9 protein-coding genes are annotated in these 12,962 nt (G+C 72.0%); 3 read left to right on the top strand and 6 right to left on the bottom strand.

Annotated elements, in window-relative coordinates; all coding sequences use genetic code 11:
• Positions 1-55: 55 nt before the first annotated feature.
• Complete coding sequence (gene ftsX / locus OHT51_RS25730) at positions 56-973, bottom strand: permease-like cell division protein FtsX (protein ID WP_328427281.1); 918 nt, start codon at positions 971-973, stop codon at positions 56-58.
• A 36-nt stretch (positions 974-1,009) separates the two neighbouring features.
• Entirely contained in the window at positions 1,010-1,699 is a 690-nt protein-coding gene (gene ftsE, locus OHT51_RS25725) for a cell division ATP-binding protein FtsE (RefSeq protein ID WP_328427280.1), read from the bottom strand.
• A gap of 257 nt (positions 1,700-1,956) precedes the next feature.
• Between ftsE and OHT51_RS25720 the strand changes: the two genes are divergently transcribed.
• Positions 1,957-2,148 carry a hypothetical protein gene (locus OHT51_RS25720; protein WP_272123918.1) on the top strand — a complete coding sequence of 64 codons (192 nt, stop codon included), beginning with the start codon at positions 1,957-1,959 and terminating at the stop codon, positions 2,146-2,148.
• Positions 2,149-2,264: 116 nt separating this feature from the next.
• Here OHT51_RS25720 and OHT51_RS25715 read toward each other — a convergent pair whose 3' ends face one another.
• From OHT51_RS25715 to OHT51_RS25700, 4 genes are all read right to left on the bottom strand, one after another.
• Positions 2,265-2,879: a hypothetical protein gene (locus OHT51_RS25715; protein ID WP_328881277.1), complete on the bottom strand. Its 615-nt coding sequence runs from the start codon at positions 2,877-2,879 to the stop codon at positions 2,265-2,267.
• 293 nt (positions 2,880-3,172) lie between these two features.
• Entirely contained in the window at positions 3,173-4,279 is a 1,107-nt protein-coding gene (gene prfB, locus OHT51_RS25710) for a peptide chain release factor 2 (RefSeq protein ID WP_328881276.1), read from the bottom strand.
• A 102-nt stretch (positions 4,280-4,381) separates the two neighbouring features.
• A complete protein-coding gene (locus OHT51_RS25705; RefSeq protein WP_328881275.1) occupies positions 4,382-5,623 on the bottom strand; it encodes a serine/threonine-protein kinase in 1,242 nt (413 codons plus the stop codon).
• 133 nt (positions 5,624-5,756) lie between these two features.
• Positions 5,757-7,460: a serine/threonine-protein kinase gene (locus tag OHT51_RS25700; protein WP_328881274.1), complete on the bottom strand. Its 1,704-nt coding sequence runs from the start codon at positions 7,458-7,460 to the stop codon at positions 5,757-5,759.
• A gap of 370 nt (positions 7,461-7,830) precedes the next feature.
• On the opposite strand from OHT51_RS25700, the gene OHT51_RS25695 reads away from it, so the two are divergent.
• Positions 7,831-11,331 carry an FHA domain-containing protein gene (locus tag OHT51_RS25695; protein ID WP_328884434.1) on the top strand — a complete coding sequence of 1,167 codons (3,501 nt, stop codon included), beginning with the start codon at positions 7,831-7,833 and terminating at the stop codon, positions 11,329-11,331.
• Between the two features lie 244 nt (positions 11,332-11,575).
• Positions 11,576-12,958 carry an ABC transporter substrate-binding protein gene (locus OHT51_RS25690; RefSeq protein WP_328881273.1) on the top strand — a complete coding sequence of 461 codons (1,383 nt, stop codon included), beginning with the start codon at positions 11,576-11,578 and terminating at the stop codon, positions 12,956-12,958.
• Positions 12,959-12,962: the final 4 nt, after the last annotated feature.

Genomic DNA, 12,962 nt, shown 5'->3' with positions numbered 1-12,962 from the left:
AGGACAACGCGAGGGGCCGTACGGTCCGTTGACCGGACGGCCCCATTGGCGTTGGTCACACCTTCAGATACTTGCGCAACGCGAAGAACGCCGCCAACGCGGGCATCAGCAGGCTCGTCGCGAGGATGAGCGGCAGCTTTGTCAACACCGCGTCCCAGCCGATGAAGTTGATCAGCGTCAGCTTCTCCGACAGGGCCAGACCGTGGTCGATGATGAAGTACCTGGCCATCACCAGGAAGGCGCAGGCGACCGACCCGCCGATGAGCCCGGCGACCGCGGCCTCCATGATGAACGGCGCCTGGATGTAGAAGCCGGAGGCGCCGACCAGCCGCATGATGCCGGTCTCACGCCGCCGGCTGAACGCGGACACCCGCACGGTGTTGACGATCAGCATGAGCGCGACCACGAGCATCAGCGCCATCACGGCCCGCGCGGCCCAGTTCATGCCGTTCAGCAGCCCGAAGAGGTTGTCCAGAATGCCCTTTTGGTCCTGCACCGACTGCACACCGTCGCGCCCGTCGAAGGCGGTCGCGATGACCTGGTACTTCTCCGGGTCCTTCAGCTTGATCCGGTACGACTCCTGCATCTGGTCCGGCGTGAGCGAGGCGGCCAGCGGGGAGTCGCCGAACTGCTCCTTGTAGTGCTTGTACGCCTGGTCCTGCGACTCGTAGACGACCTTCTCGACGACCGTCATCTTGTCCAGGTCGGCGAGGATCTCCTTCTTCTGGTCGTCGGTCACCGCGCCCTTGGCGCAGTTGGGGTCGGACTCGGCGTCGCTCTTGTTGCAGAGGAACACCGAGACGTTGACCTTGTCGTACCAGTAGCCCTTCATGGTGCTGACCTGGTCGCTCATCAGGAGCGACCCGCCGAACAGGGCGAGCGACAGGGCGACGGAGACGATGACGGCGAAGGTCATCGTCAGATTGCGGCGGAGACCGACACCGATCTCGGAGAGTACGAACTGGGCGCGCATGGCGTCTTCTTCAGGCCTTTCCGTGGACGGTCGCGGTCAGTGCTGGTAGCCGTAGACGCCGCGCGCCTGGTCGCGGACGAGGCGGCCCTGCTCCAGCTCGATGACGCGCTTGCGCATCTGGTCCACGATGTTCTGGTCGTGCGTCGCCATCACCACGGTGGTGCCGGTCCGGTTGATCCGGTCGAGCAGCTTCATGATGCCGACGGAGGTCTGCGGGTCGAGGTTGCCGGTGGGCTCGTCAGCGATCAGCAGCTTGGGCCGGTTGACGAAGGCCCTGGCGATCGCCACGCGCTGCTGCTCACCACCGGAGAGCTCACCGGGCATCCGGTCCTCCTTGCCGCCCAGCCCGACGAGGTCGAGCACCTGCGGCACGGACTTGCGGATCTCGCCCCGCGACTTGCCGATGACCTCCTGCGCGAAGGCCACGTTCTCGGCGACCGTCTTGTTCGGCAGCAGCCGGAAGTCCTGGAACACGGTCCCCAGCTGGCGGCGCATCTGCGGCACCTTCCAGTTGGACAGGCGCGCGAGGTCCTTGCCCAGGACGTGCACCTGCCCGTGGGTGCACCGCTCCTCGCGGAGGATCAGTCGCAGGAAGGTGGACTTTCCGGAGCCGGAGGACCCGACGAGGAACACGAACTCGCCCTTCTCCACTTCCAGGGACACATCCCTGAGTGCGGGGCGGGTCTGCTTGGGGTAGACCTTGGAGACGTTGTCGAGTCGGATCACGGATGCACCATGGGTCGCCGGGGGTAGATGAGCGTGACCATACGCGAACCAGGGGTAGGGGCGCAGGCACCGGGAGGGGTTGCGTGAGGCTTGTGCATTTTGTGCCGGATCAGGTGACGCCCTCAGGGGCGATGGCAGTCCCCCTCCTCCGAGAGCGCCCGCGCCCTTTCCCGGGGAACCTGGCATTGTGGAGGGGGGAACGTTCTCGGGGCCAAACCCGTTGAACCCCCGGAGGGAACTCGCTAGGAGGGTGGCGCATGACGTACGACCGGCTGGTGTGCGCGAGCTGTGCCGCGCCCGTGAGTGAGGGCCGCTGCCCTGTGTGCCGGGCGAACCGTGAGCGGCTGCAGCAGGAGAACCCGTTCGCGGGTCTGAACCCGATGACACTGATCGCCCTGCTGGCGGTGTTGATCGCGGCTGTGGCACTGCTGGCGCACCAGACGGCATAGGGCGACGCCCGCACCGCGTACAAACTTGCGGACATGACGAGGGGCCCGGAGCGACATGCGCTCCGGGCCCCTCGGCCGTACGGCGTGAATCACGCAGCGTGGACGACCGGCTACCGTCAGGCAGCCGCACCGCCACGGCCGCCCACGAGGCGCGGCAGGATGCGGAAGCCGATACCACCGGCGATCATCGTGGCGGCGCCGACCAGCAGGAACGTGGTCTCGGCGGCACCGGTCTCGGCGAGCTCCTCACCGTTGCCCTGGGCGGACGTGTTGGCGCCGGTGCCCGTGCTGTCGGTGTTGGTCTCCGTCAGGGAGGAGGAACCCTCTTCCTGGGGGGACGTGCCACCGTCGGGGTCGGTGTTGTTGTTACCGCCGCCGTTGTTGCCGTTGCCGTTCCCATTGCCGTTGCCGTTCCCGTTACCCGGGTCGGTCGGCTCGGTGGTCGGGTCCTCGGTGGGCTCCTCCGGCTCGGTCGGCTCGACCGTCGGGTCCGTCGGAACCGTGGGGTCCTCGGTCGGGATGTCCGTCGGGATGTCGGTGGGGACATCGGTCGGCGGGTCGGTGGGCACCGGCGGGTCGGTCGGGTCGTCCTCTCCACCGAGGCAAATGCCGAGCAGGCAGTCCTCCGAGGGCGCGGCCGAGGCGGCGCCCGCAGCGGTCAGCGAGGCACCGGCCGCGATCACGGCACCGGCCGCGAGGCGCGCGATACGGATCCGCGTCTTCTTCGTCATGTGGTTGCTACCCCCAGTAGCTAATCGTCAGTGAGGCGGCGCTCGGGGGCCGTGATCGACGGAGGACGTCGCTTAACTCGAATCCCCCGGTTCACATGCGCCCCAGAGATACGCATGCCACGCTTTACCCTTCCCATTTTTCAAAGACACGTCAAGGCCGTTTGCGGGCGCCATGTCCAAATACGGGAGCTATGCATGGAGTTGGAGACTGTGAGTGTGATGTAAAACCCAGACATGCAGGCACAGAAAAGGCAACTGCCGCCGGGATGGCGGCAGTTGCCTTGTCGACAAAGTTACTTCTCCTGCTGCTTGCGCCAGCGAATCCCGGCCTCCAGGAACCCGTCGAGCTCACCGTTGAACACGGCCTCGGGGTTGCCGACTTCGAACTCGGTACGCAGGTCCTTGACCATTTGGTACGGGTGCAGCACGTACGACCGCATCTGGTTGCCCCAGGAGTTGCCGCCGTCGCCCTTCAGGGCGTCCATCTTGGCCTGCTCCTCCTGACGGCGCCGCTCGAGCAGTTTGGCCTGGAGGACGTTCATCGCGGTCGCCTTGTTCTGGATCTGCGACCGCTCGTTCTGGCAGGAGACGACGATGCCGGTGGGGATGTGGGTGAGGCGCACCGCGGAGTCGGTGGTGTTGACGCCCTGGCCGCCGGGACCGGACGACCGGTACACGTCCACGCGCAGCTCGGACTCGTCGATCTCGACGTGGTCGGTCTGCTCGACCACGGGAAGGATCTCGACGCCCGCGAAGGAGGTCTGGCGGCGCCCCTGGTTGTCGAAGGGGGAGATGCGCACGAGCCGGTGGGTGCCCTGCTCGACCGAGAGCGTGCCGTAGGCGTACGGCACCTGCACGGCGAAGGTGGTCGACTTGATGCCGGCCTCTTCGGCGTACGACGTCTCGTAGATCTCGGTCTTGTAGCCCTTCTGCTCCGCCCAGCGCAGGTACATCCGCTGCAGCTTCTCGGCGAAGTCGGCGGCGTCGACGCCGCCCGCCTCGGCACGGATGTTGACGAGCGCCTCCCGGGAGTCGTACTCGCCGCTGAGGAGCGTCCGCACCTCCATCTCGTCCAGCGCCTTGCGGACGGCGGTGAGCTCGGACTCGGCCTCGGCACGGGTGTCCGGGTCGTCCTCCTCCTCGGCCATCTCGAACAGCACGGCGAGATCGTCGATCCGGCCACGCAGGGCTTCGGCCTTCCGCACCTCGGCCTGGAGGTGGGACAGCTTGCTGGTGATCTTCTGCGCCTCGTCCGGGTTGTCCCACAGGGACGGCGCGGCCGCCTGCTCCTCGAGCACGGCGATGTCTGCCCTCAGCTTGTCGAGGTCCAGAACGGCCTCGATCGACTCCATGGTCGAGGAGAGGGACTTGAGCTCTTCGGATACATCGACGACTGCCACGCCTCCAGCGTAACGGCTCCGCCAAGCGGGCCATGCCGGGTGACCGTGCCCGGCGGCGCGCCCGGCGTCGCCGCTGACGTATCAGGGGGCGGGGCGGCGGACCTACGGGGTCGCCGGCGCCGTGTTGTTCGTGTCCTGGGGTGTGGCCCCGGCGTCGTCCTCCGACGTCGCCAGCCACGCGCCCACCCCGGCCGCCGCGACCAGCGCCACCGCGGCCGCCCCCACCGCCACCCGGCGCCGCCGCGTCACGGCGCGATGGCGGGCGGAGCCTGGGCGCGGGGCGCCCGCTGCCCGAGGCACCCGCGCCGTACCGCGCGCGCCCCCGGCCAGTTCGTCGGGCCCCGGCACTCTCATCGACGTGTGCGTGTCCCGGTTGGAGTCCGCCGGCTTGGCGCCCGGCACCAACGGGACCGCGCCCCGCCGCCGCACCCGCTCCCCCGCGGGCGCCGCCTCCTCGGTGACCGGAGTCTCATCCTCCGCAGGCTCCGAGTCCGGCTCGTCCACGTCCAGGGGCGGCATCCCGGCCACCAACGGCAGCAACTCCCGCAGCCGCACCCCCAGCTCCGACGCCCGCAGCCGCGAGGCCGGTGCCTTCGCCAGGCACTGGATGATCAGCTGCCAGAGCTCGTCGGGGATGCCGGGGAGCGGCGCCACCGCCTCCGTGACGTGACGGCGGAGCACCGCGCCCGGGTGGCCGCCGCCGAAGGGGGTGAAGCCCGCGAGAAGCTCGTACAGGACGGTCGCCAGCGCGTAGATGTCGACCGCGGCCCGCGGCGGCAGCCCTTCGACGATCTCCGGGGCCAGGTAGTCAGGCGTACCGATGATCTTCGTGGCCCTGGTGCGGCGCGGCGAGTCGATGAGTTTCGCCACGCCGAAGTCCGTCAGCAGGGCGGGATGGGAACCCCCGGGCCCCAGCGGCCCCTGCATGTCCAGCAGGACGTTCTCCGGCTTCACGTCCCGGTGCACGACCCCGGCCGCATGCGCCGCCGCCAGCCCGTCGGCGACGTCCGCGACGATCGCCACGGCCGCCTCGGGCGCGAGTCGCCGCTCGCGGTCGAGTCGGGTGCGCAGGTCCGTGCCTCGGACCAGGTCCATGACCAGCGCGAGGTCGTTGCCGTCGACCACGAGGTCGCGCACGGAGACCACGTTCGGATGCTCCAGGCCGAGCAGGGCCGTGCGCTCCTGCACGAAGCGTCCGACGAGTTCCTGGTCGGAGGCGAGGTCCTCGCGCAGCAGCTTGATGGCGACGGGCCCCTCGGGCCCCTCGCCCAGCCACACCGTGCCGGCGCTGCCCCGCCCCAGGATCTGGTTGGCGGTGTACCGGCTGCCGATCTTCCGTGCCAAGGCTGCTCCTACAGACGCGTGTGTCGCTAAAACTACGCGTCCGGAGAGCCAACCTTCACCGCCGAGGCGGAAATCACCCGCCAGGTGTCGACAAATAACCAAACCAGCCGACGCCGTACCGCGCCGGCTCCGGTCAGTTCGTGCCCGAGCCTCCGCCCGAGCCGCCCAGGTCTCCGATCCACCCGCTCACGGTGCTGAACCAGTCGCTGAGCTGCTCCCAGTAGCCCTTGCCCGTGCCGATCCACTCCTGCAAGGGGCTCAGCTCCCAGACCAGCCAGCCCGCGACGAAGAGGATGATGATCGTGAAGAGGCATCCCTTGAGGCAGCCGAGGCCGGGGATCCGCATCGGGTTGGCGCTGCGCTGGCGCGGCTGACGCGGCTCGCGCTGGGGCCGCTGCGGCTCCGGCGTGGGCGGCGGGGCGTACCGCTGGGGCTGCTGCTGCGGCTGACGCTGCGGGGCGTACTGCTGCGGCTGGTGCTGCTGCGGATGGCCGTAGCCCTGCTGCCGGCCCTGCGGCGGGCGCTGCTGTTGGGGCTGCTGGGGCTGCTGCTGCGGGCGGGCGACCTGGCGCTGGGGGCGCCGGCGCAGCGGGTCCTGGCTGGGGTCTAGGTACTGGACCTGCGTCTGCTCGTTGCGGTCCCGGGCGGCACGCAGCTGGTTCTGCCAGGGGTGCGGGTCCTCCGGGCCGGGCTGACCGGGCTGTCCCGGCGGCACCGGCGGCATGACGGCCGTCGGGTCCGCGGCGCCCCGTCCACCGGGGCCGCCCGTGTTCGGCAGTACGGCCGTGGGGTCCGCGGCCCCCGGCATGCCGGGGGCGCCGGTGTGCGGCAGGACGCTGGTCGCGCCGTTCGGGTCGTACGCCCCCGGGGCCGCGCCGTGCTGCAGCACCTGGGTGGGGTCGGCCGAGCCCGGCACGGCCGCCGGCGCCGGGTCGGGGGCGAGCAGTGCGGCGACGCCCTCGGCCGCCGCGATCTGCGCGGAGTTCGCGTGCACGCCGATGCCCTCGGCGACGACGCGCAGGCCGCGGGCGAGGTTCTCGGCGCTGGGCCGTTCGTCGGGGTTCTTGCGCAGACAGCGTTCTATGACGGTCCACAGCGGGTCGGGGACCGTGGACGGGCGGCGCGGCTCGGCGCTCAGGTGCTGGTGCAGGACTTCCAGGGCGGAGCCGCCGCCGAAGGGGGGACGGCCGGTGAGCAGCTCGTAGAGGAGGATTCCGGCGCCGTAGATGTCGACGGCGGACGTCTGCGGGCGGCCCTCGGCGGACTCGGGCGCGATGTACGCGGGCGTGCCGACGAACTCGTGGGTGCGGGTCAGGCCCGGGGAGTCGGCGAGGCGGGCGATGCCGAAGTCGGTCAGCATCGGGTGCATCTGGCCGCCGTTCTGCTGGAGCAGGACGTTGGCGGGCTTGAGGTCGCGGTGGACGACGCCGTCGGCGTGGCTGCAGGCCAGCGCGTCGGCGATCTGCGCGGTGAGCAGGGACGCGGCGACCGGGGTGAAGGGGCCGTTCTCGCGCAGGTAGCGGTGCAGGTCGGGGCCGTCGACGAGGTCCATGACCAGGGCCAGCAGCTCACCCTCGACGACCAGGTCACGGACCCGGACGATGTTCGGGTGGGTCAGCCGGAGCAGGACGGACCGCTCCCGCAGGAACCGCATGACGATGTCCGCGTCGCTGGCGAGCTCCTCCTTGAGGACCTTGATCGCGACGGTCTCGCCGGGCTGCCCCTGCACCGCGGCCTCGGCGCCCGCGGTCTCCCGCTGGCGGGCTCGCCAGACGGTCCCCGTGGCGCCGCGACCCAGCGGCTCCTCGAGGAAGTACTTGCTGCCTACCGGCCGCACGTCGCGCTCCCTGCTGCTTGCCTACGTTCCGACCCACTGTAGTGCCGTGCCCCGGGGCACCGGCCTGTCCTCATTCTGTGCGTCTTACGTACGGCTGCCCGTACATGTTCGAAGGAAAGACGCTCGGCTCTGTCTCGTGGTTGCCGCAAGCGGACGTGACCGATCTCAAGCGGTCGTCGGTAGGTCATCTGTCAGGCACTTTTGCGGGCAGAGCCGACCAATCAAGATCACTTGTCTTCGGGCGGGGGGCGCGTTGTCAGTGGCAGGTGCGAGGATGCGTGCAGTACTGGCCGATGTGCTCGTGTGGGGTGGGGAGGGCCGTCTTGGAGGGCCCTGGTCCGCGTCCGCGCAGAAGGGACCGCTGACGCCGATGCAGATCCGGCTGACCGTCGTAGACCCACTGGCCCCGCCTGCCCCGGCGCGTGGCCGCGCCGCGAGCTGCGACGTGCTGGTGACGGCACCAGCGGGCACGGCCCTGGCCGCGGTGGCCTCGGCACTCGCCTCGGCGGTGTCCGGGGGCGACGGCCCGGTCGTGCTGTACGCGGGCGCGGAGCGCCTCGACGACCGGCGCAGCACTCTCGGCGAGCCCCCGCTGATAGACGGCGCCGTGCTCTCCCTCGGCGCCCCGGCGGCGCCCGAGCCCCACCCCGAGCTGGACGACGCCCCGACCCAGCTCCATGTCGTGGCGGGCCCCGACGCGGGCGGGGTGCACCTGCTGCACGGCGGCGAGATCCGCATCGGCCGCTCCGCCGAGGCCGACGTACCGCTCGACGACCCGGACGTCTCCCGGCTGCACTGCGCGGTCACGGTCGCCGCCGACGGCCGCGTCTCGGTCGCGGACCTCGGCTCCACCAACGGCACGACGCTGGACGGCACCAGGCTGACCACCCGCCCGGTGCGCTTCGTACCGGGCGCGCTGCTGCGGATCGGCGAATCGGCCCTGCGGCTGGCTCCGGCCGGCGGCCCGGGGGCACGGGTGCGGACCGAGCCGGACGGGGAGGGGCACACCCGCGTGCCCGCCGGGGGCGACCGCGAGGTCGACGGCCCGGCGGCACCCGCGCGGGGTGACGCGGCAGTGCCTCACGCACGCGTGGCGGACGGAAGCGACACGGACGCCCTCTCCGGAGGACGGCCGACCGCTCAGGAGCACGGCGCCGTCGAGCCGCCGGTCGTGCCCGTCCAGGGCGGGGCACCGCGCATCGAGCGGCACGGCGCGGCGCAGCCGCCGCTCCCGGGACCGCGCGGAGGCGACACGCACGGCGCGGGCTTCGGCGTGGACACGATCGACGGACGTCAAGGCGAGGAAGACGCCCGGGACTTGTTCCCCGGTGATGCATCCCCCACGGCCGACGAGACCGGGCTCACCGACGGCACAGCCGCCGGCGGTACCCGCAAGGGCACCCCGCTGCGGGGCACCGACGTCCCGCCGGGCGTGCGCAGGCGCGGCGGTCTCACGGCATGGGCGCGGCGGCTGGCCGGCGGGCGCGGCGAGCAGGACGCGGTCCGGCGCGACGCGTACGACGCCGACGGGCCGGGCGAGGCGACCGGCCTCCCCTCGACGACGAACCGCTCCCGACTGCCGGAGGCCTGGCCGGACCCGGCGTCCCTGCTGCTGACCGCGCTCGGGCCCGGGCCCCGGCTGTGGGAGCGCTCACCGGCTCATCCGGAGGCCCTCACGGTGCGGCTCGGCACGGCCGACCGTGCGGCGCCCGACGGCTCGGGGCTGCTGCCCGCCGTGCCGGTGACCGCCGATCTGCGGGAGGTCGGGGCGCTGGGCCTGGCCGGTCCGCGCGAGCGGCTCGCCGGGCTGGCCCGCGCGGTGGTCGCCCAACTCGCCGCGCTGCACTCGCCCGACGCCCTGGAGGTGGTCCTGCTCAGCGCGGACCGCTCCCGCACGCTGGAGGAGCGCACCGCCGAGTGGGCGTGGCTGGGCTGGCTCCCGCATGTCCGCCCCGGGCACGGCCAGGACTGCCGCCTGCTGCTGGCCTACGACCGCGAACAGGCGACGGTCCGCACCGAGGAGTTGCTGCGCCGGCTGGAGGACCTGACGGCGCAGCCGCGCGGTGCGGGCGCCGCAGCCGTGCCGGACGGGCAGGTGCCGGCGCAGCGTGCCGCTCGGCGGCCCTCGTGGGCACAGGACGACGTGCCCGGCGCGGGGGCGGACGGGTTCCCCGGGCCGTACACCGTGGTCGTCGTGGACGGCGATCCCGGAGGCGCCGATGTGCGCGAGGCGGTGGCGCGGCTGGCGTTGGAGGGGCCGCGGGCCGGGATCCACGTGGTGTGCCTCGCCGAGACGGCTTCGGCGTCGCCCGCGTCGCCGGTGACGGAGACCTACGAAGCGGCGTGCACGGTGGCGCCGGTGTTCCGGGAGTGCGGGGCGGTCGGGCTGCTCAGCGGAGACGTGGCGACAGCGCTGCGGCTGATGCGGGTGGCGCGGGGCGGGTCGCCCGAACAGGGCGCCGTCGGACGCGAGACCGCCGCGGCTCACGGCACGGTCGGCAGTGCCCCGGGCGGACACGACACGGGCGGCGACAGCCAGGCAGGGCCCGGCGCCGCCGGCCCCACGGCCCCCGCAGCCACCCCCCACGGCCCCATCGGGCACGGCACCGTCGCCGCGGTGGACGCCGTCTCCCTCGCCTGGGCGGAGCGGTTCGCACGGGCCCTGGCGCCGTTGCGGACGGAAGGGACCGTCGGGGAGGGGCACGCACGCGTGTCCGTGCCGTTGCCTCAGGCGGCGCGGCTGCTCGACGAGTTGGGGCTGGCCCGGGCCACCCCGGCGTCGCTGATGGCGCGGTGGGCCGACGCGGCCGACGACCCTCAGGCCCTCGGCGGGCGGGCGTGTGCCGTGCTCGGCGCCGGGCCGCGCGGGCCGGTCGGCGCGGACCTCGGCGCCGACGGACCGCACCTGCTGATCGAGGGCCCGCCCGGCAGCGGGCGTACGGAGTTGCTGCGGGCCGTCGTCGCGTCGCTCGCCGCGGCCGAGCGGCCGGACCGGCTGGGCGTCGTGCTGATCGACGGCCGGGACAGCGTCGGCGGGGGCGGCGGGCAGGCCGAGGGGCTGCGGGCGTGCACGGACATACCGCATGTGACCACCCACCTGACCGCCAACGACCCCGTCCGCATGCGGGAGTTCGCCCAGTCGCTCAGCGCCGAGCTGAAGCGGCGCGCGGAGCTCCTCGGGCGGTCCGACTTCGCCGAGTGGCACACCGGGCGTGCGCTGTCGGGCCGGATGGTGGCACAGCGCGCGGCGGGGGCCGGTTCCGGTGCCGCCGACCTGACGGGGGATCTGGACGCGCCGTCCAGTTCCACGATCCGGCTGCGGCCGGGGGCGGCCCGTCGGCAGGCCGAGGCCGTGCCGCCGCTGCCCCGGCTCGTGGTGGTCGTGGACGACCTGGACGCGCTGGTCTCGCCCGCACTGGGATCGCCGGGCCGGCCGGCGGCGGGCTCGGTGATACGCGCGCTGGAGGCGGTGGCCCGCGAGGGCGAGCGGCTCGGCGTGCATCTGGTGGCCGCGGCGGCCATCGGTGGCCGTACGGCGGAGTCGGAGCCGGCGCGACTGGCGACGCTGCGGGTGACGCTGGACGCGGTGACGGCGGGCCCGGACGAACCGGCGCCGGGGCGGGGGCGGCTGACCTGGGCGGACGGCAGAGCGGTGCCGTTCCAGGGCGGGCGGGTCACGGGACGTATCCCGCGGACGGCGACGCTGCGGCCCACTGTCGTGCCGCTGGAGTGGCACCGCATGGGCGATCCGCCGGCCCGCCGCCCGGTCCGCGAGCTGGGGAACGGGCCTACGGACCTGGCGCTGCTGGCCAGCGCGGTGGAGAGGGCGGCGCGGGAGGTCGCGGCGACCGAGGTGCCCTCGCTCCTGTGACGCCGGTCCGCCACATTTCAGCCCGTCCGGGGATTGAGGACGAGGCCGTTCAGGCCGATAGCGGGGGTCTGGGGGTGGCAGCCCCCAGGGACGTTCACCCCAGCGCAGGGCCCCTGGTCACGAGCCGGTCACGATCTCCCGCTTGACAGCGGACGCGGTCTTGCCGCCCCCAAACCCAAGGCGTAGACCAGATCGCACGGGACAGCGCTCGAACGTTCGACGAGGCACGAAGAACGGGGCAGTGATGCGCACCAGCACGAGCAGCAGGAACCGGACAACCAGGGCCGTCAGGGCCGCGGCGGCCGTATGCGCGGGCGCCCTCGCACTCTCGCTCACCGCATGCGGAGGCGACGACAACGACAGTGGCAACGAACAGGGCGGATCCGGCCAGGAGACCGCCGACACCGTCACCCTTCCCAAACTGAACGGCAAGTCCCTCGAGGTCGCCGCCGTGTGGACCGGTGCCGAGCAGGAGAACTTCAAGAAGGTCCTCGCGGAGTTCGAGAAGCGCACCGGCGCGAAGGTCACCTTCGTGCCGGCCCAGGACCCGATCATCAACTTCCTCGGCTCGAAGGTCGCGGGCGGCCAGCCGCCGGACATCGCGATGCTTCCGCAGCCCGGCGCCATCAAGCAGGCCGTCGACAAGAAGTGGGCCAAGCCGCTGGGCGCCGAGGCGATCAAGGAGCTCCAGGAGAACTACTCGCAGGGCTGGCAGGACATCGGCAAGGTCGACAGCAAGCAGTACGGCGTCTACTACAAGGCCGCCAACAAGTCCCTGATCTGGTACAACGCCCAGGTCTTCGAGAACGCGGGCGCCACCGAGCCCAAGACGTGGGACGAGCTGCTCACCACCGCGCAGACCGTCTACGACTCCGGCGTGACACCGTTCTCGGTCGGCGGCGCGGAGGGCTGGACCCTCACCGACTGGTTCGAGAACGTCTACCTCTCGCAGGCGGGCCCGGAGAAGTACGACCAGCTGGCCAGGCACGAGATCAAGTGGACCGACCCGTCCGTGAAGGACGCGCTCACCACGCTCGCCCAGGTGTGGGGCAAGAAGGACTATGTGGCGGGCGGCGCGGACGGTGCGCTGCAGACGGACTTCCCGGCCTCCGTCACGCAGGTCTTCACCGGCGGCGACCAGCCGAAGGCCGCCATGGTCTACGAGGGCGACTTCGCGCAGGTCAACATCACGCAGGCCAAGGCGAAGGTCGGCACGGACGCGAAGGTGTTCCCGTTCCCGACCGTGGGTGACACCGCACCCGTCGTCTCCGGCGGCGACGCGGCCGTCATCCTGCAGGACTCCGAGGCCGCGCAGGCCCTGGCCACCTTCCTGGCCTCCCCGGACGCGGCGACCATCCAGGCGAAGCTGGGCGGTTACCTCTCGCCGAACAAGAACGTCCCCAACTCGGCGTATCCGAACGAGGTGCAGCAGAAGATCGCCAAGGCCCTGATCGACTCGGGTGACGACTTCCGCTTCGACATGTCCGACCAGGCCCCGCAGGCCTTCGGCGGCACGCCCGGCAAGGGCGAGTGGAAGGCGCTTCAGGACTTCCTGAAGAACCCGTCGGACGTCGCGGGCACACAGCAGAAGCTGGAAGCCGACGCGGCCGCGGCCTTCGGAAACTGACGCC

This window comes from Streptomyces sp. NBC_00299, from assembly GCF_036173045.1.
Classification (GTDB): domain Bacteria; phylum Actinomycetota; class Actinomycetes; order Streptomycetales; family Streptomycetaceae; genus Streptomyces; species Streptomyces machairae.
Note: the sequence above shows the minus strand (reverse complement) of the source record. Positions and strands in the feature narration are given on the sequence as shown.

Excerpts from the sequence above, each read along its gene's own strand:
- OHT51_RS25690 (WP_328881273.1), top strand. The coding sequence starts at position 11,576 with ATGCGCACCAGCACGAGCAGCAGGAACCGGACAACCAGGGCCGTCAGG.
- OHT51_RS25715 (WP_328881277.1), bottom strand. The coding sequence starts at position 2,879 with ATGACGAAGAAGACGCGGATCCGTATCGCGCGCCTCGCGGCCGGTGCC.
- ftsX (WP_328427281.1), bottom strand. The coding sequence starts at position 973 with ATGCGCGCCCAGTTCGTACTCTCCGAGATCGGTGTCGGTCTCCGCCGC.
- OHT51_RS25720 (WP_272123918.1), top strand. The coding sequence starts at position 1,957 with ATGACGTACGACCGGCTGGTGTGCGCGAGCTGTGCCGCGCCCGTGAGT.
- OHT51_RS25695 (WP_328884434.1), top strand. The coding sequence starts at position 7,831 with ATGCAGATCCGGCTGACCGTCGTAGACCCACTGGCCCCGCCTGCCCCG.